Consider the following 23374-nt stretch of genomic DNA (forward strand, 5'->3'; position numbering starts at 1 on the left):
ATTCGCTCAGGGATCCCACCCCAAACTTCGGGAATGGCTCAGTCGCCTCTGTATTCCCTGGGCACCCTCAGCGCAGCGGTGGTCGATGAGTTCACACATCTCCCCGCCAGCGGCCATCTGGCCGACTGCCCGCCGCCTTAGATAGCTGCCTTGGATGACGGGTGCCATATGCGGTTTGTTGCTAACGCTTCTCCGGCAAGACGGTAACCACGGTTTCCGAGTAGTTGGCAGCAGGTGTAGTTGGCAGCAGCCATCCGGTCCCGGCCGCCACAGCGCAGGTCCCGGCGACGCAGTGGGTTGCGTCAAGCTCCCCCCGACACTCAACAGACCTTCGAGTGTGGCGGCACCAGTGCTTGCTGTGCAAGCGGCAACGGGACGCTCGCGGCGCTACCAACCGGCGGAGGGTTTACGCGCGTGCGTAAAACTCGATCTCTCTGGTGAGGTGTGTCGCTTGCTCCTATGAGTTCGTCGGCATTCATCGATTCTCGATTACGCACGTGCGTAAAAACTAAAGGCCTCAGGCGACAGCGTGTTTCGCCTACCTATCAATTCTCCGAGATCTATCGATTTCCGATTACGCACGTGCGTAAACCCGACTCCGCACTATGCCGCGGCATAGGGAGCCTGGAACTGTTCTGGTTGCAGGGCCGTTGGGGTGGCCCCAAGAGGGCGGAGGGTGAAGAAGTCCGGTCCCGTTTTACGCACGCGCGTAAAACCAGAGATCTCTAGTGAGGTGTGTCTCGTTTACCTATCAATCCCCCGGAATCCATCGATTCTCGATTACGCACGTGCATAAAAACCGACTCCGCACTATGCCGCGGCATAGTCACCTAGGCGGATTTCCACCTCCGCGAGTAGTCCCCCATAGGCAACATAGACCACCGGTCGGGTGACTCATCGATGAAGATGGCGGCTATGGGGTAATGCAAACTGCCCCTGGAGGAACCACACTCGATAACAGCGTCAGGACGCCCAACCAGGAACGCGCTCGACATAATCACCCGCTATCGATCCTCGGTTTAATCCGTCGCCCGCCCCATAGCTTGTTTGCTATTCCCCTTACAACGCGGCCGCCTGCCCTAAACACCGATATCGAGCTCCCTCAAACCATGGCCACGCCTACAGCCGAGTCCCAGATCGAAGCGTGTTAGGGTTTCCATAACCAATCGTTGAACGTCGTTCAACAGTGAGGAGATCCGCGCACCCTATGACTCCCGAAGAGATCGCCGGCATCGACGCCGCGCACATCTGGCATCCCTACGCCGCCCCAGGCGCGGACACGCTCATCGTCGACTCTGCCCAGGGAACTCAGCTCACACTCACCGATGGCCGCATCCTTCTCGACGCCATGAGCTCCTGGTGGGCCGCCTGCCACGGCCATTCCCACCCCCGCTTGATCGCGGCCGCACGCCGACAGATCGATCAGATGAGCCACGTCATGTTCGGTGGGATCACCCACGAACCGGCCGCCCGTCTCACCGCTAACCTCCTGGATCTCACGGGCCAGAACTACGACCAAGTCTTCTACTCGGATTCCGGCTCGGTCGGTGTGGAGGTCGCCATCAAGATGGCCCTGCAATACTCCCGCGGCGCCGGCCACCCCGAGCGCACCCGGCTGCTTACCTGGCGCTCCGGTTACCACGGCGACACCTTCGAGGCCATGAGCGTCTGCGACCCCGACGGCGGCATGCATGCGCTGTGGGGCGATGCGGTGGCCACCCAACGCTTCGCCCCCGCCCCGCCGGTGCGCGGCAGCGATCCCGGCGACTACCTCGAGCGCTTCGCCGCGCTTATCGACGACTCCATCGCCGCCGTCATCATCGAACCCGTCGTCCAGGGCGCCGGGGGCATGCGCTTCCACGACGCCGAGCTCGTCCGCGGCGTCCACCGCCTCTGCCAGGAGCACGGCATCTTAATGATCGCCGATGAGATCGCCACCGGCTTCGGGCGCACCGGAGCGCTGTTCACCACCCTCGACAACGGCGTTGTTCCGGACATCCTCTGCGTCGGCAAGGCGCTTACCGGCGGATTTGTCACCCTCGCCGCCACGCTGGCCACTGAGCGCGTCGCCAAGACCATGGAGCCTTCTGCACTCATGCATGGCCCCACCTTCATGGCCAATCCTCTGGCCTGCGCCGTCGCCGCCGAATCCACCGCCCTCATCGCCGAGGGCGACTGGCGTCGGCAGGTGCCCCGCATCGAAAAGGAGCTTATCGACGGCCTCGCCCCACTTTCCGACACACCCGGCGTGGCCGATGTCCGCGTCCTCGGCGCCATCGGTGTCATCGAACTCGTCGACGAGGTGGACATGGCCGCCGCCACAGCCGCCGCCGTCAACCACGGCGTGTGGATCCGCCCCTTCGGTCGCCTCATCTACGCCATGCCGCCGTATATCTCGACCTCAGAGGAGATCGCCGCGATCACCCGTGCCATGCGCGCCGCCGTCGCTGGGAGCATCTCATGATCCTGATCGTGACCGGCACCGGCACCGATGTGGGCAAGACCGTCGCCACCGCGGCGCTGGCCTGCGTGTATCGAGCACGCGGCTGGGACGTCGTCGTCGCCAAGCCAGTGCAGACCGGTGAGCCCGAAGGCTCCGGCGACGCGTTCACCGTGGCCCGCCTCGCCCGAGTAGAGACCGCGGAGATGATTCGCTACCCCGAGCCCCTGGCCCCGAACCTCGCCGCCGCGCGCGCCGGGATGCGCCCGCCGACGCTCGCGGAGACCACCACCTGGATCCGGGCCCTCGATGCACCGGGGCGCGTCCTGCTGGTCGAAGGCGCAGGCGGCCTCCTGGTCCGGCTTGCCGACGACCTCACCCTCGCCGACATCGCCGCAGCGCTCCATGCCGACGTCGTGGTGGTCACCAGCGTGACGTTGGGCTGTCTCAACAGCGCGGAGCTGACCGTCAACGAGGCGCAGCGGCGCGGCCTTCGCGTCACCGGCCTGATCGGCGGAAGCATCCCGGCGGATCCGGATAAGACGATCCTCCTCAACCTCGACGAGCTCCCGCGGCTTACCGACGTGCCTGTGTGGGGCTGTGTGCCGGAAGGTGCCGGCGGGCTTAACCCCCGGGAGTTCGACGAGCTCGCGCGGCGGTCGATCACCATCCCCCGCTCGCACTCTTCGTGCTGCGTATAGAGCTTAGGCATGGCTACCCTACCCCCGAGACGGTGACCACGATGGTTAAAGATTGTTATATCTATTACTATTGCGACATGGCTAAGAAGAAGCGCACATGCAATTCGCGGAAGATCCAGCGCTACGGGTCTGCGCTCGACATTTATGATGCGAGCCGCCGCGACCCCCTCGAAGGCCTGCGCCAAGCCAACCTCACGCCGAAGAAGCGCTGCTGCAAGAAGACGGTGCGCTGCAAGAACTGCCCGCTCGTGGTGAACAAGCTGCAGCGCGCCCTGTATGCGGGCATGGTCGACAGCGAGGACCTGCTCAACTATTCCGACGAACTGCGCGGCACGGCTTAAAAAAAGGGTCACGATCCTCCCAGTGGATCGTGGCCCTATCGCTGTGGCTGCGGCGCTCGCTTAGGCGAGCTCATCGTCGACACGCAGGATTCCGGAACCGTCGTTGCCGACGATGCGGAGGCGACCGATGATGGTGCGCACCGTGTCTTCCTCGCTGATCTGCTCGGTCAAGAAGTCGTCGAGCAGCGGGCGGGAATCGACGTCGCCCTCCTCGTCGCACAGCTTGCGCAGCGCGCGGATGGACTTCGAGACCTCACGCTCGTGCTCGAGGGCGATCTCGAATGCCTCGACGGCGGAGGTGATCTTGACCTCCGGCTTGTCGATGACGCCAATCTGCGCCTGGTTGTCGCGGGCATCGAGGTGCGCGATGAACTTCTCGGCGTGCTCGATCTCCTCCGCGGACTGGCGACGCATCCAGGAGGCCATGCCGGTGAGGTCGAGCAGGTCGAGCTCGATGGCGAGCTGGCGGTAGACGCTGGACGCGGCGAGCTCCAGGGTGATCTGTTCGTTGAAGGCTTGCTCCAAGGTGTCGTTTAGCTTCATGCGACAAAGCCTACCGAAATTCGCGCTTGTGAGCACTTTTTTCGTTAAGCGGCCTGCGTCACATAAACCCACTGTTCAACGCAGGATTCGGGTCAGCCCCCGGGTGGCGCGCACCCACTCTTCGGCCTCTCCGGTCGCCTCCCAATGGGCGTAGAGCGAGGAGTGCTCCGCATCCAGAATCTCGCGGGCCTGTTTACGCAACCACGACCTGTTGAAGGCGGTGTCGATTTCCGCGAGCTCCGCCTCACCGATACCGGCAGGGCGCTCCTCGGGGCGGGTGAGCAAGGCGTTGAGGGCGATGACGACGGCGGCGTCGTCGGCATCTGGGGCCGCCGAACCGGCACAGCGGAAGCGGAACACATCGAGCGAAAAGCGCCCAGCGCGCAGGTCCTCGACCAACTCGAGGGCCGCGCTGTTATCGAATGGTCCCACATCCCAGAATCCCATGACTGCGCATATTAAAACGCGTGAATGAATCGGGGTTGGACAACACGTGAACACCACGCGACGAACATGCGGAAAATTGGTATTGCCACCAAACCTTTAACTCTTTTTGAGCTTATCGACGAGCCTATCCACCTGCTGCGCCAATTCTTCCAACGTCCCGGAATTATCGAGCACCACATCCGCCTTGCTTAACCGCGTCTCATCGTCGACCTGCGCGTCCATCCGCCGAGCCGCGTCCTGAGGAGAGATGCCGCGAGCGCTTTCCAGGCGCTCGATGCGCAGCTGCCGATCCGTATGCACCACCACGGTGAGATCCATCTCCTCATCCAACCCCTGCTCGATGAGCAGCGGCATGTCATAGATGACGGTGTGCGCACCGGCGTCTGCCGCCTCCTGGATGCGTTGCTGCTGCAGGCGCCGAATCGCCGGGTGCGTGATGGCGTTGAGCCGCTCGGTGTTCTCCTTGCTGGAAAAGGCCCTTTCGGCGAGCAGGCTGCGTCGCAAAGCACCCTTTCCATCGAGGATGTCCTCGCCAAACGCCTCGGCGAGCTCGCGGAGTGCCGGCATACCCGGCTCGACGACCTCGCGGGCGAGCTTGTCCGCGTCGATGACGGGAAAACCCGCCTCGGCGAGCATTGTTGCGGCGGTCGACTTGCCGCTGCCGATTCCACCTGTCAACCCGATGATGCGCATGACGCCATGCTACCCACCAGTGCCAGTGCTAGTGTGCGAGTTATGAAAGCCCTCGTCGCAGCGCTACCGCTGGCCCTCGGTGTCGCGGGGTTGGTTGCCGCGCCAGCATCTTCGGCGCTGTCTTCGGCCCCGATGAGCTCGCAGCTGGGCCATATCCATGAGACGATCCACTCCCCTGTCGCTGCGCCGGATGAGTCTTTCGCCCAGGCGCCGGTGGTGATCCTTGGTAACTATTTGCCGCCGGATGGACATGTACACCCCACGTTGGAGCGGCGTCTGGAAGTGGGGCTGCGCTGGGCGCAGGAGCATCCGGATGCACCAGTCGTTCTCACTGGTGGTGATAACGAACAGGGGCACAACGAAGCCCGCACGATGCGGGCGTGGCTGATCGAGCGCGGGATGGACGCCGAGCGCATCCTGATCGAGCCGGATAGCTGGTCGACGATCTCGAACGCACACAACACCCATGCGCTGCTCGGACCTCAGGACAGGCTCGTGCTGGTGACCTCTGAGTCGCATCTGCACCGCGCGGTGGTCAACTTCGCCGCGACCTTCGGAGAGGATACGCAGATCGCTGGGCTGGCGGCCGAGGACGTGTGGCCGGTCGAGCGCTCGCGGGTGGAAGAGCTCAGCTCGATCAGCCGGGACCTGGCCGGGTTGTGGCTGTTGCCTGACGCGGTACTGGACGGGACCTCGAGTATCTGAGGGGTGGAACGGTTGCAGGGGCGCGTTGTCCGCATGCTGCGCTACCGCTGGTCGAAAGCAGGTGTACCGAAAGGAGTCCTCCTTTCGACCTCGCGGGACTCCTTTCGGACCGACTCCTTTCGACTAGGCGTGCGAAACCGTACCACCGCATGCATCACCGGCGAGCCCAGCCCACACTCCCGGCCCACACGCCACTCCAACCCCACGAACAAACAGCACAAAGGCCCGCGACCAGACACATAATCCGGTCGCGGGCCTCGAACCCCAGCGGGCCTCAGCCCCTAGCGGGCCTCGAACCCCTAGCGGGCCTCCATAAGCCCCACAGGCTTAGTTGCCAGCGAGCTTCTCGCGCAGCTTCGCCAGCTGCTCGTCGGAGGCGAGGGAACCGCCGTCGTCGTGCGAGTCCGCCTGGCTCGGTGCGGATGCCGGAGCAGCATCTGCATCGGAGTCAGAGGAGTAGTTCGACGGCTGTGCGGCGGCCTCGGCGGCAGCGGCGCGGTGACGCTCGATCTGGGCGGCGTGCGCCTGGTAACGGCGCTCGGCCTCGGCGTAGCGGGCCTCCCATTCGGCCTGCTGCTGCTCGTAGCCTTCCATCCACTCGTTGGTCTCCGGGTCGAAGCCCTCCGGGAAGATGTAGTTGCCCTGCTCGTCGTAGGAGTCGGCCATGCCGTAGCGGGACGGGTCGAACTCCTCGGCGAAGTCCTCGTCGGCCTGCTTGAGCGACAGGGAGATGCGGCGGCGGTCCAGGTCGATGTCGATGACCTTGACCATGATCTCTTCGCCGACGTTGACGATCTGGTCCGGGACATCCACGTGGCGCTGAGCCAGCTCGGAGATGTGGACCAGGCCCTCGATGCCCTCCTCGACGCGGACGAAGGCGCCGAACGGAACGAGCTTGGTGACCTTGCCCGGGACGATCTGGCCGACCGCGTGGGTGCGGGCGAAGACGCGCCACGGATCCTCCTGGGTCGCCTTCAGCGACAGGGAGACGCGCTCGCGGTCCAGGTCGACGTCGAGCACCTCGACGGTAACTTCGTCGCCCACGGTGACAACCTCGGACGGGTGGTCGATGTGCTTCCAGGACAGCTCGGAGACATGCACCAGGCCGTCGACGCCGCCGAGATCGACGAACGCACCGAAGTTGACGATCGAGGAGACAACGCCCTTGCGGACCTGGCCCTTCTGCAGCTGGTGCAGGAACTCGGAGCGGACCTCGGACTGGGTCTGCTCGAGCCATGCGCGGCGGGACAGCACGACGTTGTTGCGGTGCTTGTCCAACTCGATGATCTTGGCCTCGAGCTCCTGGCCGATGTAGGGCTCCAGGTCGCGGACGCGGCGCATCTCGACGAGCGATGCCGGCAGGAAGCCGCGCAGTCCGATGTCGAGAATGAGGCCACCCTTGACGACCTCGATGACGGTACCGGTGACCGGCTCGTCCTTCTCCTTGAGTTCCTCGATGTGGCCCCAGGCCCGCTCGTACTGGGCACGCTTCTTGGAGAGGATCAGGCGGCCTTCCTTGTCCTCCTTGGTGAGGACCAGGGCGTCGATTTCATCGCCGACTTCGACAACCTCGTCCGGGTTGACGTCGTGCTTGATCGACAGCTCGCGGGTCGGAATGACACCTTCGGTCTTGTATCCGATGTCGAGCAGGACCTCGTCGTGGTCGACCTTGACGACGGAACCGCTGACGATATCACCGTCGTTGAAGTACTTGATGGTCTGGTCGACGGCGGCGAGGAAGTCCTCAGCGGTGCCAATGTCGTTGATGGCAACCTGAGGGGCGTTGGTGTTGGGCATATGTTCTAGTGCTCCGGAAAATATAGGAGATCGTAAGTGGACAGTTATGTCTCTCGACGGAAAATCAGGAGATGGAGCCGTCGATCTCTCTTCGCCGAGGGCCACGGTCCTCCTATCACGACAGTGGTCGACGGTCGAAGACTCGACACCCCGAACACTCTACGCTAAGCCTGACCTGCGGGCAAATATCGTTCCCGCAGGTGGCGCATTGGTTTTCACATCGACCACATGCTTTTCACATTCTGGCGTTTACAGTGGTCAGCATGGCTTCCGAAGACTCCGCCGCACACCGGCGCTTCTGGGACGCAGACGCCGCCCGCTACCACGCCGCCCACCGCTCATATCTGGACGGTTTCCACTGGTGCCCGGAGATGCTCACCGAGGCCGAGGCGGGTTTGCTTGGCGACGTCACCGGCCAGCACGTCCTCGAGATCGGCTGCGGCTCGGCCCCGTGCGCGAACTGGCTGGCCACACACCGCCGTCCGTCACTGATCACCGGCTTCGACATCTCCCGCGGCATGCTCTCTCGCGCCCATGGCCCCGCAAACCTCCAACAGGCTGACGTTCAGGCACTTCCCTACCGCAGCGAGTCCTTCGACATCGCCTTCTCCGCCTTCGGGGCACTGCCTTTCATCCGCGATCTCGATAGCGCACTGAAAGAAATCCACCGCGTGTTAAGGCCCGGCGGGCGCTTCGTCTTTGCGGTCAACCACCCGATGCGCTGGATCTTTCCCGACGACCCAGAGGTCATGGTCGCCGCCATTTCCTACTTTGATCGCGTCTACGAGGAGTTTTCCGAGGACGGCCACCTCACCTACGCCGAGTACCACCGCACCTTCGGCGACTGGGTGCGCGCCCTCAAGGCGGCCAGGTTGCTTCTCGACGACCTCATCGAACCAGAATGGCCCGAACGCCTCGAGGAAACCTGGGGCCAGTGGTCGCCGCAGCGGGGGCGCATCTTCCCCGGCACCGCCATCTTCTTAACCTCGAAGGGATAAGCAGCAGCCCAGATCAGTCGATACCCAATTCGGCCTTAAGGCGGTCGTGGGAGATGTATCCGTGTTCGTCGCGCGCGGCTTGAGCCTTCTGGATATTCTCTAAGTCTTCGAGCGCAGAGACGGCTCGATCAAAGAATGCGGGAGAGACGACCACGGCCCGTCGATAAGCTCCTGGACCGAGGATTGTCACCGGGCTACGCAGGGCAGCATCGAGAAAGCGGCCTATCTCGCCGCTAAACTCGCTTTCTGTCACAGTGATGCCCACGGCGTTCACCCTACCCATAGAGCCCCTCGAAGTCGATGGTGGCTATAGCTGCCAACTTCTCTGCCGGGATTTCGACCTTGAGCTCGCGCGATTGGCCGCCGACGATGTACCTCGGCTGATCCAGAACAGTGCTGTCGATGACCATACAGCGGGGCATGTCGGCCGCCGAGCTCGCCCGCCGCGCCGGTTTGAGCAAGGCGACGCTGTCGATGATCGAGGCCGGCGAAGGCAACCCCACCATCGAGACGCTCGCTGCCATCGCCGTGGCCTTGAGCATCCCGCTGACCGACCTCGTCGAGCACACCGTCTCCCGCTCCGACCTGCTGGTCCCGGCCACCGACGTCGAGATCACCCGAGAACTACTCAACCGCATCCCTGCCGGCGCGATGGTGGAGATCTGGCGGCTGCGCATGCCACCCGGGGCGCGTTTCGACGGCGTGCCGCACACCTCCGGCACCACCGAGACGCTCTATCTCGCCGACGGCGACCTGCACGTCACCACCGCCTCCGACACGCACGTTCTAGGCCCCGGAGACTTGCTCAGCTTCATCGGCGATCAACAGCACGGCTACTCCACAGATTCAGGTGCGGACGTCCTCGTCCTCCTCGCCACCACCTAGCGACGCACCAGCTCTTCCGGCAAGCGCGCCGCCGAGCGCACCTGGGCCAAAAGCTCGGCGGCGATCGGTTGGCCCTTGGAATAGACCGACAGTTCGCCGCTGCGCTCCAGGATGATCGCCGCGACGTCCTGGCGCGAGCGAATCCCCGCGGTACGGATCCGCGACTGGAGTTCGTGTTCGGTGATGTGGGTGCGGCGGAGTTCGTCGTCAAGGTAGGCGCCGTCTGCCACCAGCAGCACTGGCTCGTTGTTGATAAAGCGAAACAGCGAGGGCCGACGGCTCAGCGAGCCGAAGAGCCCCTCGAGCGCAAGCAAGGTGCAGACGGCGAGTATTGCGGCGCCGGCCGTCGGCACGTGCCCCATCATGGCGCGGCCGACCAACGAGCTCAAGGCGATGGTGAGCAAGATGTCGAAGCCGGTCATCTTGACGAAGACGCGCTGGCCGACGATTCGGGTCATCACCAAGAAGAAGCAGTACAGCGCGACTGTGGCGGCGAGAACGCCGAGCGCCTGCAGCGGAGTGAGCCCGATATAAAACCACAGCTGGGAAAGCCAGTCGCGGGTGTCGACATCAAACAGAGATTCCATGCCGACCATTCTCCCGGTTTAGTTAAAAACTTCTCCGGTTTCTGCCACAGCGCCTGCAAGCCCACCTGCAGGGCTGCCGCCACCAGGACGTTGCCGCCGGCCAGGCGCAGCTTCCGGGGTGCGGGGAGATCGTTGTGCTCGTCTTGGCGTTTGAGTGCCTGCACGATCTGCTTGAGGCCTTGGGGGTCGTCGCTAAACGCCTCGCCGGCGAAGACGCAGGTGGCGGGGTCGACGATGTCGATCGCCACGCTCAGCGCCTCGACGATGCGGCGGGCGCGCTCATCGAGGATCTCGCGGGCGCGCGGGTCGCTGTGCTGCTGCAGCTGGCTAAGCGAGCGGACCTCGAGACCCATGTCGCGGGCGCGTTGCAATGTATAGCGCGTGCTCAGGGCGTGCTGGCCGGCACCACGGGCGTCGTCGCTACGCAGCAGCTGGACCGGCCGGGAAGAGAAGCGCTGCTGGACCGCCCCGTTGAAGATCCAGGCGTGGCCGACCATCTCACGGATGTAGAAGTAGAGCGTGGAATCGCCGGCGGGGATGGGATCGGCGAGATCCGTCATGGCGAGTTCGTGGCCGGCCATGGCGGTGACGCCCGTCGAGAAGCTGATGGCCTGCTCGAAGCGCTGCGCGAGCAGGCGTGCCAGCGGCACGTGCTCGCAACCGAAGTCCTGGTTGTTAACCACCCCGGCCGGGTTGATGTGGGCGCTGGTGGCCACCCCGATGTTGACGGGCGCGGCGAAGGGCCGGCCGGGGGCGCGCATGTGAAAGGCGAGCGCGTCGAGCGCCTCGGTCGCCGGGGTCTGGCCGACGTGAAGGTCGACCGTGGTGTGGGCCAGGATCTCCTCGGCCGCCGTCGCGACCACGAGCTCCGTGCTGCGCAGGCCGATGTGAATGCCCCAGATAACGAGGTGATCGGCGCTGATCTGCAAGCCGGTCGAGGGTCTGCCGGTACGCGGCGCCTGCTCGACGGGCGCGGCGTCACGCACCCACCCGTTGGAGGCCAGGGCGTGGACGTAGCGGGTCACCGTCGGCTGGGAAAGCTGAAGATCCTTCTGCAACCGGGTGCGGGTAATCCCCGGATGCAGCCGAATTTGGTGCAACACGCGGGCGATTCCCGAGGCCGGTAGCTGGTAGATCACTGCCTGGTTGTCGTGCGTCACAGGCGATATCAAAGCACATATAGACCTAGTTGTCTATTTCCTCCCCTGGCCGCCTTGCAGCATAAAACTCCTTCCCACTAGCACCTTTAACGAGGACCTACCCGCAACGACGGGGGTTTAATTTAGCAAGAATCAAACCGTTGCCGAGATTCTGAACCGCATGGTCTACTTGCTCGCATGAGCGACACACTTCATCTTCACTGGTTTCTGCCCATCTATGGCGACTCCCGCCACATCACCGCCGGCGGCCACGGCACCTCGTTTCACTACGGCTCCCGGCCGGCGGATCTCGACTACTTAACCCAGCTCGCCCTGGCCTCCGAGCGCAATCACTTCGAATCCTTGCTCGTGCCCACCGGGATGTGGTGCGAGGATGCCTGGATCACCACCGCGGCGCTCATCGCGCGGACCGCGAAGCTGAAGTTTTTGGTCGCGCTGCGCCCCGGCCTGGTCTCCCCGTTGATCCTCGCGCAGCAGGCCCTGGCCTTCCAGCGGTTGTCCAATAACCGCCTCAATTTGAACGTCGTCGTCGGCGGCGAGGACCACGAGCAGCGCGCGTTCGGCGACTACTCCACGAAGGAGCAGCGCTACCGAAACGCCGATGAGACCTTGACCATCATCAATCACCTGTTGAGCTCCGAAGAACCGCTCGACTTCGACGGTGAGTACCACCGCACCGAGGGGGCGGTGCTGCGTCGTCGCCCGGAGAAGCTCCCGCCGATCTTCTTCGGCGGTTCCTCGCAGCCCGGCATCGAGGTCGCCGGCAAGCACGCGAACGTCTACCTCACCTGGGGTGAGCCGCCCGAACAGGTCACCGAGAAGCTCGATCGGGTGCGCCACCAGGCCGCCCAAAACGACCGCGAGCTCGACTATGGCATCCGCCTGCACATCATCGCCCGCGAGACCGAAGAGGAGGCGTGGGCTTATGCCCAGCAGCTTCTCGACGGCCTCGACCCCGACGAAGTCACCCGCCTGCAGGAGGGCCTGGCGCGTTCGCAGTCGGAGGGGCAGCGTCGCCAAAGTGAGCTGCACGGCCACGGTGAGAATTTCCAGGCCGGCGCCGATGCCCGCTCGCTGGAGATCTACCCGAACCTGTGGGCCGGCGTGGGCCTGGTCCGCGGCGGCGCCGGCACCGCGCTGGTGGGTTCCTATCAGCAGGTCGCCGAGCGCATCAAGGAATACGCCGATATCGGCTTAAACCACTTCATCTTGTCCGGTTATCCGCATCTCGAAGAGACCTACCAGGTCGGCGAAGGTGTCATCCCGGCGCTGCGTGAGCTCGGTTTAAAGATCGCCGGCGTCGACGGGCACTAAAGAATCAAGGATCAAATAACCATGACCACAACGACACAGCCGGTGACTGCGCAGGCGCCGACACGCGCGAGACAGACGCCGGAGCCCCCGGTAGCACCGCCCGCCCGGCGCACGCGCCGGCGCTGGCCGGTCCACCTGGGGTTTCTGGGAATCTTGGTGTTCGGCTGGTGGGCTATCACCGCGGTTTTCTCGCTGAACCCGCTGGTGCTTCCCGGCCCGCAGCTGGTCATCCAGGAGCTTATCGACGCTTCCCGCTGCGTCCCCCTCGGCGAAGGTAGCGCCCGCTTTAGCTGCGGTGAGCAGGGCTATTTCCTCTGGCAACACCTGCTCGCCACCGTCCAGCGCGTGCTGGTGGGCTTAGGCGTGGGCATCGTCCTCGGCATCGCCTTAGGCTGGCTGCTCGCCTCGCTGCCGAAGGCGCGCACCCTCTTAGAGCCGTATATCACCTTCATTCGGGCGCTGCCCCCGATGGGTTATATCGGACTGCTCATTGTCTGGTTCGGCATCGGCGATGGCTCGAAAATTATCCTGCTGATCCTGGCGACCTTCCCGATTGTCACCGTGGGCACGCTCTCCGGGTTCCTCGGCGTGCGCCAGGACTGGCTGCGCGCCGCCCACACCTTAGGAGCCGGCTCCTGGCAGATCTTTCGCACCATCCGCGTGCCCGGGGCACTGCCGGAGATCATGTCGTCGATCCGGCTGGCGTCGTCGACCGCGTGGGCGAGCATCGTCGCCGCGGAGATCAACGACGGCATCCCCGGCATCGGCGGGCTGGCGTATCTCTCCGGCACGTCGCTGAATACCGTCCTGGCGATTGGCTCGATCATCGTCATCGGTCTGGTGGCTCTCGCCTTTGACCAGTTCATCGTCTACCTGTCGAAGAAGGGATCCCCATGGCGCGGAAAGTAACGCTGGGCGTGCTCGCGGCCGTGTTCACGCCGCTGATGGCGAGCTGTGTGGGCGCTCCCGCCACCACCTATGAGCTTCAGGAGCCCAAGGAGTGCCCGATCGATGAGTCCTCCTATGACGGTGCGGTGCGCATCGGCTACCAGGTGATCCCCGGCTCCGCGCTGTTCCTGCGCGACCAGGGCCTGGTGGAATCCTGCTTCCCGCACGCCAACGTCAGCTGGGTGCGCTTCGCCACCGGCCAGGACGTGGTCCAGGGCTTCGCCTCGGGTTCGATCGACGTTGGTATCGCCGGCTCTCCGCCGGCGGCGAACGCCTTGAGCTCCCCGATCGATCTCGATCTGAAGGTCATTCGTACCAACGACATCACGGATTCCGGCGAGGCGCTGGTGGCCCGCGACGCCACCAGCATCGAGGAGCTCGCGGGAGAAAACATCGTCACCGCCGCCAACTCCACGGCCCATTACTCGCTGCTCAAAGCACTCGAGGCCGCCGGTATCACCGATGCCGAGATCACCTTCTTAAGCCCCGAGGCGCTCTTGAGCGCCTGGACGGCCGGCGACGTCGACGCCGCGTTCATGTGGGGGCCCACGCTCAGCCACATGCAGCAGGAGGGCAACACGCTGACCACGGCCGGCGAGGTCGCCGAAGAGACTGGGGCGGCCACCCACCTATTCACCCTCGCCACGAGTGAGCTCGTTGACAATAGCGACATCCATGCCGTCTGGAACGAGCTCGAAGACCACGCCCTCGATGTCTGGAATGAGGATTCGGAGCGCTTCGTCCAAGCGACATCTGTGCAGGCAGGCCTGGATGCGGAACTCACTCGGGAATTGATCGAGGGTAAAAAGCACTTGTACCAGAAGGAGGCCGAAGACATGGCGGAGGAGATTCGCAGCAACTTATTCGAGACCGCTGAGTTCCTCGACCAACAGGGCATCGCAGATGTCAAAGAACAAGACCACTACGACGAGGCGGTGATTGGCTAATGCTGGAGATCCTCGACATCAGCCACAGCTACAGCACCGACGACGGCGCACTCGTCCCCGCGCTCAGCGGGCTCAACCTGCGTATCGACGACGGCGAGTTCGTCGCCCTGCTCGGGCCTTCGGGCTGTGGCAAGTCGACGCTGCTCAAACTCATCGCCGGTTTCGAGCACGCCACCGCCGGTGAGATGTACTCCCACGGCGTGCCCATTACCGGCCCAGGCACCGACCGCGGGGTCGTTTTCCAGCAGGCGAACCTGTTTCCCTGGTTCACGGTGCGTGAGAACGTCACGGTGGCCGCCCGGTACCAGCAAAACCCCGAGTTTCGGCGCCGCGGCGAGGAGCTCATCGAGGCCTTCGGCTTGAGCGATGCCGTCGACCGGCTGCCCCATGAGCTCTCGGGCGGTATGCAGCAGCGCACCCAGATCGCCCGGGTGCTCGCGGCCCACCCGGATACGGTGCTCATGGATGAGCCCTTCGGCGCCCTCGATCCTTTTACCCGGGAGGTCCTCCAGCTGGAGCTTTTAAGCCGCTGGCGCGACTACCGACCGACGGTGGTGTTCGTGACCCACTCGGTGGAAGAGGCTCTCTTGCTGGCGAACCGGGTGGTGGTGATGGGCGATCGCCCGGGCCGCATCCTCGACGAGTATGAGGTACCCGATCACCTGCATCCATATCGCCGTAAGGACTTCGCCGAGATCATGGCTTCGGAAAGTTTCGTGTCCTTGTACTACGACGTCACCCGCGCCGTCCACGGCGCCCACGTCTAAGCCCACGTTTAAGTTTTAGGAGTTGATTGATCATGACCTCTACTTCTCTCACCCAGTCCCTGGACCTGCGAGCCGCCTACAGCCACATCCCCACCTCCTTAGTCGCACTCGCGGCCGAGGTCGACGGCGAGCGCGTCGGCATGACGGTCGGCTCTTTCGTCACCCAATCGATGGAGCCACCGCTGGTCACCGCCAGCATTAAGAACTCCTCGTCGACATGGCCGGTTTTACGCACCGCGTGGAACATCGGTATCAGCGTGCTTAACGACGACCACCTCCACCTCGCCCGCCAGCTCGCCGGGCCGGGCCAGCACCGTTTCGACGGTGTGCGAACCACCCGCCATAACGACGCCCTGTTTATCGACGGCGCCGGGGTGGCCCTGGATACGCGGCTGGTGGACGACATCGTGATCGGCGATCACACCGTGGCGGTCTTCGAGGTGATCGATCTGCACGCAGCCCCTTCCGGCGCCCCGCTGATCTTCCACAACCGCCAGATCAAGCCGGCGGCGTAACGCCGGCGATCAGCGCCATGGTCACCACCGCACCGACGGCATAGTTCAGCCAGAGGAAGATCCGCCAGCCGCGGTTCGTCTGCTCGCAGGTCCGATCGGTGACGTTCCAGAACCTCACGGTGTTGGCAACATAGCCGATACCTAAAAGGGAGACCACCCACGCCGGTGAGGGCAGAAAAGCCACCAAAAGCGCCGCGAGTGCGTAGAGGAGCACCGTCAACCGCGTGGTCGTGCGCGCACCGAACTCCGTGGCGATTGAGCTTAAGCCTGCGTCCCTATCGGCCCGGATGTCCTGGACCGCGCCGAAGGCGTGCGAGGCCGTACCCCACAAGAAGAACGCCGCCAGCGCGATCCAGAAGTTCTTCCCGATCACCGGGTCGACCAGGGTAGCGCCCACGAGCGCTGGGGTCACGAAGTGCGACGACGACGTGATCGAATCCAGCACCGGTTTTTCCTTAAACCGCAGGCCCTTCAGGGAATAAGCGATGACGGTGAACATGGAGATCGCCAGCCATACCGTGGAGGCCCAGGTTCCCCCGATGATGAGTGCGAGGAGGAAGGGGGACGTCGATAAGCCAGCCGCCCACAGCACCGGCGCGTGCCAGCGGGGGTGCAGCACAGCGCCCTCGAGCCCGCCCTTGCGCGGGTTGCGCATGTCGGATTCGTAGTCGAAGACGTCGTTGATGCCGTAGATGGCGATGTTATATGGGATCAGGAAGAACAGAGTGCCGACGATCAGCTGCCAGCTCAGCCCGCCCCCGGCCAGCAGGTAGCCGGCGGCGAAGGGAAAGGCGGTATTGACCCAGCTGATCGGGCGCGAGGACGCAATAATCACGCTCAGTAGTTGCATCACGCCTCCTTCTTCGGCGGCCAGAACGCGGCGATGATGAGGGTGGCGAAGATCGGGTAGAACAGGTCCTCGATCGGCACCAGGCCGAGGGAAATCCCGAGGTTCTGCTCCTCGCCGTAGTCGACGTTGCCGAAGTAGATCATCAGGTTGTCGAAGATGATCGTCAGCACTAAGACCACCGCGAGCACGGCCAGCGTGATACGCCCCTGGCGGGGATACGCGCGCCTACGGCGCAGCCACACCAGCGCCGCCACCAGCAGGAAAGGCAGCGAAATCACCAGATATGTCACGCGATCACCCTTCGTGCGCCCATAGTCAGGTTCAACAGCAGATAGACCAGGAAGAACAGGAAGATCGGCTCCTCGATCGGCATCTCGGGGCCTAAGAGGATGCCAGTCATGTAGGTGGCGTCGCCGCGGTAGAAGGTGCCCGTCGCGATGCCAAGGACATCCCACAACAAAAACGCTGCGACCAGCACCACGGAGATGACGGCGGCGCGCCGGGCGTCGTGGAAGAAGGCGAGCTTCCAGCGCCAATCGCAGAGCACCATGCACCCGATGACGGCGATCAGTGACAACAAGTAGAAACTACCCACTTAGCCCTCGATCCTTGTCAGCACGTTTTCTGCAGAGATCAAACACATCGGCACCCCGACCCCGGGCACGGTCGTCTGGCCGGCGTAATAGAGGCCCTCGACCTTGCTGGAGACGTTTTTGCCGCGCAAAAACGCCGACTGCGCCAGCGTATGCGCCGGCCCGATCGCCCCACCTGACCAGGAGAAGTAGCGCTGGGCGAAATCGGCCGGGCCGAGCGATCGCTTGACGACGATCCTCTCCCCCAGATCCTCAATACCCGCCCACTGGCTGATCTGCTCGATTGTCTGATCCAGGATCTGCTCCACGGCCTCGCTGGCCTGGCCCGTATAAGCATCACCGCCGCCGAGATCTGGATCCGGCGCCACCGGGATGAGCACGAAGAGATTCTCGTGTCCTGCCGGGGCCACCGACTCATCCGTGGCCGAGGGCTTGCAGATATAGATCGAGCGCGACGCCCCCGTGGGCCGGCTGGCGATCGGGCCGTCGTAGACGACGTGGAAGTCCTCTTCCCACTCGGCCGAGAACATCAGGGTGTGATGCGCCAGCTCCGGCAGCTCGCCGCGCACCCCGATGAGGGCCAACACGACTCCCAAGCCCGGGTCGCGGCGCCCGAAGTACTTCTCGTCGTAGCTGCGCCACTTCTGCGGCAGCAGGGAGGTCTCCGTGTGGTGCAGGTCGCCGGCACTGACCACGATGTCGGCGGGAAGCGTGTGGCCGTCGCGAAGCCTGACCCCGCAGGCGCGGCCGTCGTCCACCTCGATCGCCGTGACCTCCTTTCCGCACTCGATGCGCACGCCGTTGTCGCGGGCGAGCCTTTCCAGCGAATGGATGACCGAGGAAAACCCGCCTTGCGGATAGCGCACGCCGAGGGTGATGTCGGTGTGGCTCATGAGGTGATACATGCTGGGAGTTTTCGCCGGCCGCGAGGACAAAAACACCGCCGGGTACTGCAGGATCTGGCGCAGGCGGCGATCCCGAAAACGCTTATCGACGAACCTGCGCAACGACACCACCAACAAACCGACCAGCCGCAGCACGTTGCGGATGACGTCGCGGTGGAAGAACGGGCGCAGGGAGCTAAACGTGGTGTAGAGGAAGCGATCCAGCGCGATCTGGTAGACCTCTTCGGCGCTGCGCAGATACTCCTTGAGTTTTTCGCCGGCGCCTTCTTCGAGGGATTCGAAAAGCTCGACGACGGCATCCTCGCCGAAGGGGACATCGATAAAGTCCTGGCCTTCCGGGTAGACGCGGTAGCCGGGATCCAGCAGTACGAGATCCAGCTCCTTTTCCGTCGAGGTGCCCATCAGCTCATAGAAGCGGGAAAAGGCCTCGGGCATGAGGTACCACGAGGGCCCGACCTCGAAGCGGAAGCCGTCGACGGTGATCTCATCGACACGCCCGCCGACGTGCTCATTCTTCTCCAGCAGGGTGACTTCACAGCCGCGGCGGGCCAAAAGACCCGCAGTCGCCAGGCCTGCCACACCGGCCCCGATCACGACGGCGCTCTGCGGTTGAGTCATCGTCTCGCCCCCTTCACGGCGCGGGCTAGAAGGAGTGCTTTGCGACGCCCCGGCACCCGAATCCGCCGCCGGTGCAGCTCGGCGGCGTCCACCTCGGCGAGGCGGTCGGTGAGTTCCTCAAACAACAGGGTCGCCGCTAGCACGCCGGTGCGCGCGGAATCCGGCAGGTCTGGGATCACGGCGTGGGCGGCCTCGAGATCACCCCGGATGCTGGCGATGATCTCGTCTTTCGCCTGGTTATCGAGGATCTCGTAGTAGTTGCGCCCCAGCCGGGCGGTGTCTTCCCGGAAGTCGCGCAGGAAGTTCACCTTCTGAAACGCCGCCCCGAGGCTGCGGGCGCCGTGTTCGAGCTCGGCGTATTTCTCTTCGCTGACCTCTATGTCTGCGTAGAAGGCGGCCAGGCACAACAGGCCGATGACCTCGGCGGAGCCGTAGATGTAGTCCTCGAGGGAGTCATCGGAATACTCACTCTGGTGCAGATCTCGGCGCATGGAGGCGAAAAACGCCTCGACGTGGGCGTCCCGGAAATGGCACCGGCGCGCGGTCTGCGCGTAGGCGTGGATGACTGGGTCGGTGTGGAAACGCTGCTTAGGTGCCTGGCGAACCTGGTGTTCATAGGCGGCGAGGGCGGCGGGGATATCGTTGAGTTCTGCTTGGGCGGCGGTGCCGTCGACGATCTCATCGGCGATGCGCACCATGGCGTAGAGGTTGCGGATATCCCTGCGCAGAGGGCCGGCGAGCAGCCGGGTGGCCAGGCCGAAGCTGGTCGAGTACTTCGCGATCACCGCGTTTGCCGCGCGGTCCGCCATCTCGTCATAGCGAGTCAGATAATCACTGGGCACGAAATGGCCTTTCCCTCCGGTCAACCGTTGTCATGACAGTATCATTAACCCGCAATTAAATACTGCCTTATGTACGCAGGCGCGCCCAGCGCTCGGGCAGGCGTCGATAAGGCGGCGAGAACCGGAAGTTCTTCAGCATCGTGTGCATGCCCCGGCGAAAGCGTAAGCCCTGCCGGCCGCCCTGGCGCAGCGGTCGAGGATCCATCTCCACCACGATGTCCCGGGCGAAGAGCACCTTTTCTGCAGGGCGGACGGCGAACGAGAGGTGCAGGTCATCGTGGACCGCGGTATCACGGGGATCGACGTGCTCACGCACCCCGTGCCACCAGCTGGTGAGCATGGAATAGTTGGTGCCCCACAGAGGAGGATGCCCGAGTGCCGAGCCGGTCGTCCACAGATAGGCGCGCAGATAGATCACGGAGGCGATCACGTTCCACGGTGCGGGCAGCTCGAAGTGACCGTTGCCGGTGATGGCCACTAACTCGGTGTTGCGGTGCTGCGCCCATAGTGCGCGGTGTTTGTCTAGGAAATCCCGGCCGGCCCTTATATCGGCGTCGGTGCGGACGATCACCTCGCCGCGGGCCTCGTTGTACCCGCACGCCGCGGCCCACGTGATCCCCTGCCGCTTTTCCTCCACCACCCGCACCCCGGAAAACCCCTCCGCGATCGACGCGGAACCATCAGTGGAATTGTTGTCGACCACGATGATTTCGTCGTCACCCGAAAGCTGCGGCGCCAAGGACTCCAGGGCCCGTTCGAGTAAGGTGGCGTCGTTGTAGCACGGGATGACGACGGATAAGGCGGGATGCGACACCCCGTCAGTGTAGCTAATGCGCCGCGCTCTCCCAGTTCTTTCCGACGCCCGCCGACACCTCCAGCGGCACCCGCAAGCTGATGGCCTGGTCCATCTCGCGCTCGATGATCTCCTGGACCTCCTCGCGCTCGCCTTCGGCGACTTCGACGACGAGCTCGTCGTGGACCTGGAGCAGCACACGGGAGGCCAGGTCTTTCTCACGGAAGGCGTGGTCGACGCGGATCATCGCCACCTTGATGATGTCCGCCGCCGTGCCCTGGATCGGCGCGTTCAGCGCGGCGCGCTCGGCGTTCTCGCGCGCCACCCGGTTATCGGAGGTCAGCTCGGGCAGGTATCGACGCCGCCCGAACAGCGTCGAGGTGTAGCCGTCCTGGCGGGCCTTCTCGACGACCTCGTCCAAGTACTTCTTCACCCCGCCGAAGCGCTCGAAGTAGCTTTCCATGATCTCTTTCGCCTCGCCCGGCGAAATGTTGAGCTGCGCCGACAGGCCGAAGGCGGAGAGCCCATAGACCAGGCCATAGCTCATGGCCTTGACCCGGCGGCGCAGTTCGGGGGTGACCTCGTCGATAGGCACGTCGAAGACGCGGGAACCGACGTAGTTGTGTAGGTCCTCGCCGTCGCGGTAGGCCTCGATGAGTCCGGGGTCCTCGGAGAGATGCGCCATGACGCGCATCTCGATCTGCGAGTAGTCGGCGGTCAAAAGGGTCTCGAAGCCCTCGCCGACCACGAACGCGGAGCGGATCTTCTTGCCCGCATCGGTGCGCACGGGGATGTTCTGCAGGTTCGGATCGGTCGAGCTCAAACGCCCAGTCGAGGTGACGGTCTGGTTGAACGTGGTGTGGATGCGGCCGTCGTCGCGCACCGTCTTGATGAGGCCTTCGAGCGTCGACTTCATCTTCTGGTACTCGCGATGCGCCAACAGGTCGTCGAGGAAGGGGTGCGGGTTCTTCGCCGCCAGCGATTCGATTTCCTTCGCGGCGGTCGAATACCCGGTCTTCGTCTTCTTCGTCTTCGGCAGGCCCAGGGTGTTAAACAGCACCTCTTGGAGCTGCTTGGGGCTGGAGAGGTTGAGGTCGGGGGCGTCGACAAGCTCGCGGGCGTGCTGCTCAACCTCCGCGACCTGGCTGGTAAAGGTCTCCAGCTGCTCCTCCAACACGCTGACGTCGACGGCGATGCCGGTGGCCTCCATGCGCGCGAGGATCGTCGCCAGGGGCAGCTCGAGATCGCGGTAGAGCTCGAAGGAGTCAATGTCCTGCAGCTGACGAGTAAGCTCCTCCGCCAGCTCCAGCACCGCCGCGGCGGAATCGCTCAACGAGGTCTCCCCCATCAACGACATCTGCCCATCCGGCTCCGTGAGCTGACGCTGCAGGTGGCGCTGATACACATCCGTCAAGGAATAACCACGCTGGCCCGGCCGCAGCAGATACGCCGCCAAGGCCGTGTCATGCGCAATTCCGTGAAGCTCGAGCCCGCGGGCAGCCAGCATATGGATCGTCGCTTTAGCCTCGTGCAGATACTTCGGATCCTCGGAGGCCAGCCACTCGCCGAGGGCTTTGTCCTCGGCGGCGCTGAGCTCGGAAAACTCGCGGATCACGGCGTGGCGTTGCTTATCGACGATACCTAGCGCCAGCGCATCACCCCCGCCAGGAACGGCGTTTCCGACCACGTACAGGGCGAGACCGTCCGCCCGACGTTCGGGAAGCCAAGCATCGAGTGCGTCGTCGTCGACGACGACGTCGGCGAGTTCGACGACATTTTCCTCCGGCTCCGAGCCATCGGTGGGCAAGACCGCGAGGATGCGCTCGCGGAGGTTGCTGCCGAACTCGAGGTCGTCGAAACGCGCGGAGACCTCCGCGACGCTCGCTGGGCGCAGCTGAAGCTCGTCGGGGCCGACCTCTAGCTCCATGTCGGTGATCATCTGGGTGAGCTTCCGGTTCATGCGCACCTGCTCGATGCGCTCGCGGAAGTTGTTGCCGGCTTTGCCCTTGATATCGTCGGCGTGCTCGATGAGCTCATCGAGGGAGCCATAATTGACGATCCACTTCGTCGCCGTCTTCTCCCCCACCCCCGGGATGTTCGGCAGGTTGTCGGAAGGATCGCCGCGCAGCGCCGCGAAATCCGGGTACTGCTGCGGCGACAGCCCGTACTTCTCCTCCACGGCCGCGGGGGTAAAGCGGTGCAGCTTAGAGACCCCTCGCATCGGATAGAGGACGGTCGTGTGGTCGTCGACAAGCTGGAGATAATCCCGATCACCGGTGACGATGAGGATCTCGTAGTCCCCCTCGTGCGCCGCGGTAGTCAGGGTGGCGATGATGTCATCAGCCTCGTAATTTTCCACGCTCAAGGTGGTGATGCCGAGCGCCTGCAGCACCTCATCCAGGATCCCGACCTGTCCCTTGAACTCCGGAGGGGCCGCCTCGCGCTGCGCCTTGTACTCCGGGAACATCTCCGTGCGGAAGGTCTTGCGGCCGACGTCGAAAGCGACCGCCACATGATCGGGCTGCTCATCGTCCAGGATGCTCGACAGCATGGACAAGAACCCGTAGATAGCGTTCGTGTGCTGGCCACCGGTCGTCGAGAAGTTCTCCGCCGGCAGGGCATAAAAGGCACGAAAAGCCATCGAGTGCCCGTCGATCAACAGAAGTCGTTTCGTCTCACTCACGCCCAACCAGTGTAGCCATTTGCAGGCGATTGTTGCCGACGCCCTCGCCTGCGCTAAGATCTGCTCATCAGCGCATCAACAGCACTGAGCCCCAGTAGCCCAATTGGCAGAGGCAACGGATTCAAAACCCGTCCAGTGTGAGTTCGACTCTCACCTGGGGCACCGAAGCGGCAGGTCAGGAAGTTTTCACACCTGCCGCTACACCGCTATCCCCCCCGTTTGCCCCCCGTTTGATTTCACCGCTGTGCAAAAACGCAGGTCAGAGCAAGGTGACTTCCACGCCGAGATCGAGGTGTGCGTGG

The 23374-nt window shown here is 63.9% G+C and carries 25 protein-coding genes and 1 tRNA gene; 12 read left to right on the forward strand and 14 right to left on the reverse strand.

The features are described 5' to 3' along the window. The first annotated feature begins 1207 nt into the window (after positions 1-1207). The 3 genes from C3B44_RS06190 to C3B44_RS06200 all read left to right on the forward strand — a co-directional run bounded on the left by C3B44_RS06190 (position 1208) and on the right by C3B44_RS06200 (position 3482). Entirely contained in the window at positions 1208-2464 is a 1257-nt protein-coding gene (locus C3B44_RS06190; protein WP_108431605.1) for an adenosylmethionine--8-amino-7-oxononanoate transaminase, read from the forward strand. Next, a complete protein-coding gene (gene bioD, locus C3B44_RS06195) occupies positions 2461-3141 on the forward strand; it encodes a dethiobiotin synthase (RefSeq protein ID WP_108431606.1) in 681 nt (226 codons plus the stop codon). Before C3B44_RS06190 ends, bioD begins: the two co-directional genes overlap by 4 nt. Positions 3142-3218: 77 nt before the next feature. Next, positions 3219-3482 (forward strand): hypothetical protein, encoded by a 264-nt coding sequence (locus tag C3B44_RS06200; RefSeq protein ID WP_108431607.1) that lies wholly within the window; start codon positions 3219-3221, stop codon positions 3480-3482. Between the two features lie 60 nt (positions 3483-3542). Here the strand turns inward: C3B44_RS06200 and C3B44_RS06205 are convergent, their stop codons facing one another. From C3B44_RS06205 to coaE, 3 genes are all read right to left on the reverse strand, one after another. After that, positions 3543-4025 (reverse strand): ferritin, encoded by a 483-nt coding sequence (locus tag C3B44_RS06205; protein ID WP_108431608.1) that lies wholly within the window; start codon positions 4023-4025, stop codon positions 3543-3545. Between the two features lie 75 nt (positions 4026-4100). Further along, a complete protein-coding gene (locus C3B44_RS06210; RefSeq protein WP_108431609.1) occupies positions 4101-4472 on the reverse strand; it encodes a DUF4259 domain-containing protein in 372 nt (123 codons plus the stop codon). Positions 4473-4568: 96 nt separating this feature from the next. Then, entirely contained in the window at positions 4569-5165 is a 597-nt protein-coding gene (gene coaE, locus C3B44_RS06215) for a dephospho-CoA kinase (protein ID WP_108431610.1), read from the reverse strand. Positions 5166-5207: 42 nt separating this feature from the next. Between coaE and C3B44_RS06220 the strand changes: the two genes are divergently transcribed. Continuing rightward, positions 5208-5870, forward strand: coding sequence for a YdcF family protein (locus tag C3B44_RS06220; protein WP_158268656.1), 663 nt, complete (start codon positions 5208-5210; stop codon positions 5868-5870). 327 nt (positions 5871-6197) lie between these two features. On the opposite strand, the gene rpsA is transcribed toward C3B44_RS06220, so the two are convergent. After that, a complete protein-coding gene (gene rpsA, locus C3B44_RS06225) occupies positions 6198-7667 on the reverse strand; it encodes a 30S ribosomal protein S1 (RefSeq protein WP_108431612.1) in 1470 nt (489 codons plus the stop codon). A 263-nt stretch (positions 7668-7930) separates the two neighbouring features. Between rpsA and C3B44_RS06230 the strand changes: the two genes are divergently transcribed. Beyond that, positions 7931-8665, forward strand: coding sequence for a class I SAM-dependent methyltransferase (locus tag C3B44_RS06230; protein WP_108432593.1), 735 nt, complete (start codon positions 7931-7933; stop codon positions 8663-8665). Between the two features lie 13 nt (positions 8666-8678). Here the strand turns inward: C3B44_RS06230 and C3B44_RS06235 are convergent, their stop codons facing one another. Continuing rightward, positions 8679-8930: a prevent-host-death family protein gene (locus C3B44_RS06235; RefSeq protein WP_108432594.1), complete on the reverse strand. Its 252-nt coding sequence runs from the start codon at positions 8928-8930 to the stop codon at positions 8679-8681. A 137-nt stretch (positions 8931-9067) separates the two neighbouring features. Between C3B44_RS06235 and C3B44_RS06240 the strand changes: the two genes are divergently transcribed. After that, positions 9068-9550, forward strand: coding sequence for a helix-turn-helix domain-containing protein (locus C3B44_RS06240; RefSeq protein WP_199222432.1), 483 nt, complete (start codon positions 9068-9070; stop codon positions 9548-9550). Here C3B44_RS06240 and C3B44_RS06245 read toward each other — a convergent pair. Both C3B44_RS06245 and C3B44_RS06250 read right to left on the reverse strand, forming a co-directional pair. Beyond that, the gene (locus tag C3B44_RS06245) at positions 9547-10008 is read right to left on the reverse strand and encodes a DUF421 domain-containing protein (protein ID WP_159077382.1); all 462 of its coding nucleotides are present in this window, start codon (positions 10006-10008) and stop codon (positions 9547-9549) included. The genes C3B44_RS06240 and C3B44_RS06245 overlap by 4 nt on opposite strands. Continuing rightward, positions 10008-11297, reverse strand: coding sequence for an ROK family transcriptional regulator (locus C3B44_RS06250; protein WP_146183478.1), 1290 nt, complete (start codon positions 11295-11297; stop codon positions 10008-10010). Before C3B44_RS06250 ends, C3B44_RS06245 begins: the two co-directional genes overlap by 1 nt. 177 nt (positions 11298-11474) lie before the next feature. On the opposite strand from C3B44_RS06250, the gene C3B44_RS06255 reads away from it, so the two are divergent. The 5 genes from C3B44_RS06255 to C3B44_RS06275 are packed head-to-tail and all read left to right on the forward strand — an operon-like array spanning position 11475 to position 15788. Beyond that, complete coding sequence (locus tag C3B44_RS06255) at positions 11475-12611, forward strand: LLM class flavin-dependent oxidoreductase (protein ID WP_108431616.1); 1137 nt, start codon at positions 11475-11477, stop codon at positions 12609-12611. A gap of 21 nt (positions 12612-12632) precedes the next feature. Beyond that, positions 12633-13520 carry an ABC transporter permease gene (locus C3B44_RS06260; protein WP_108431617.1) on the forward strand — a complete coding sequence of 296 codons (888 nt, stop codon included), beginning with the start codon at positions 12633-12635 and terminating at the stop codon, positions 13518-13520. Continuing rightward, the gene (locus tag C3B44_RS06265; RefSeq protein ID WP_108964109.1) at positions 13505-14506 is read left to right on the forward strand and encodes a taurine ABC transporter substrate-binding protein; all 1002 of its coding nucleotides are present in this window, start codon (positions 13505-13507) and stop codon (positions 14504-14506) included. The genes C3B44_RS06260 and C3B44_RS06265 overlap by 16 nt, the downstream gene beginning before the upstream one ends. Beyond that, complete coding sequence (locus C3B44_RS06270; protein WP_108431619.1) at positions 14506-15273, forward strand: ABC transporter ATP-binding protein; 768 nt, start codon at positions 14506-14508, stop codon at positions 15271-15273. Before C3B44_RS06265 ends, C3B44_RS06270 begins: the two co-directional genes overlap by 1 nt. A 32-nt stretch (positions 15274-15305) precedes the next feature. After that, positions 15306-15788: a flavin reductase family protein gene (locus C3B44_RS06275; RefSeq protein ID WP_108431620.1), complete on the forward strand. Its 483-nt coding sequence runs from the start codon at positions 15306-15308 to the stop codon at positions 15786-15788. Here C3B44_RS06275 and C3B44_RS06280 read toward each other — a convergent pair. The 7 genes from C3B44_RS06280 to polA all read right to left on the reverse strand — a co-directional run bounded on the left by C3B44_RS06280 (position 15772) and on the right by polA (position 23030). Continuing rightward, positions 15772-16638, reverse strand: a complete 867-nt coding sequence (locus C3B44_RS06280; RefSeq protein WP_108431621.1) for a prenyltransferase — start codon at positions 16636-16638, stop codon at positions 15772-15774. The two genes, C3B44_RS06275 and C3B44_RS06280, sit on opposite strands and share 17 nt — an antisense overlap. Continuing rightward, entirely contained in the window at positions 16638-16928 is a 291-nt protein-coding gene (locus C3B44_RS06285) for a lycopene cyclase domain-containing protein (RefSeq protein ID WP_108431622.1), read from the reverse strand. Before C3B44_RS06285 ends, C3B44_RS06280 begins: the two co-directional genes overlap by 1 nt. Continuing rightward, positions 16925-17233: a lycopene cyclase domain-containing protein gene (locus C3B44_RS06290; protein ID WP_108431623.1), complete on the reverse strand. Its 309-nt coding sequence runs from the start codon at positions 17231-17233 to the stop codon at positions 16925-16927. Before C3B44_RS06290 ends, C3B44_RS06285 begins: the two co-directional genes overlap by 4 nt. Further along, positions 17234-18754, reverse strand: a complete 1521-nt coding sequence (gene crtI, locus C3B44_RS06295) for a phytoene desaturase family protein (protein WP_108431624.1) — start codon at positions 18752-18754, stop codon at positions 17234-17236. After that, positions 18751-19563, reverse strand: a complete 813-nt coding sequence (locus C3B44_RS06300; protein WP_108432595.1) for a phytoene/squalene synthase family protein — start codon at positions 19561-19563, stop codon at positions 18751-18753. The genes crtI and C3B44_RS06300 overlap by 4 nt, the downstream gene beginning before the upstream one ends. A gap of 100 nt (positions 19564-19663) precedes the next feature. Beyond that, positions 19664-20410, reverse strand: a complete 747-nt coding sequence (locus C3B44_RS06305) for a glycosyltransferase family 2 protein (protein ID WP_158268658.1) — start codon at positions 20408-20410, stop codon at positions 19664-19666. A 13-nt stretch (positions 20411-20423) separates the two neighbouring features. Beyond that, entirely contained in the window at positions 20424-23030 is a 2607-nt protein-coding gene (gene polA / locus C3B44_RS06310) for a DNA polymerase I (protein ID WP_235840459.1), read from the reverse strand. Between the two features lie 130 nt (positions 23031-23160). Between polA and C3B44_RS06315 the strand changes: the two genes are divergently transcribed. After that, a tRNA-Leu gene (locus C3B44_RS06315) sits at positions 23161-23234 on the forward strand. Positions 23235-23374 lie beyond the last annotated feature (140 nt).

The organism is Corynebacterium yudongzhengii (assembly GCF_003065405.1).
In the GTDB taxonomy this organism is placed as follows: Bacteria; Actinomycetota; Actinomycetes; order Mycobacteriales; family Mycobacteriaceae; genus Corynebacterium; species Corynebacterium yudongzhengii.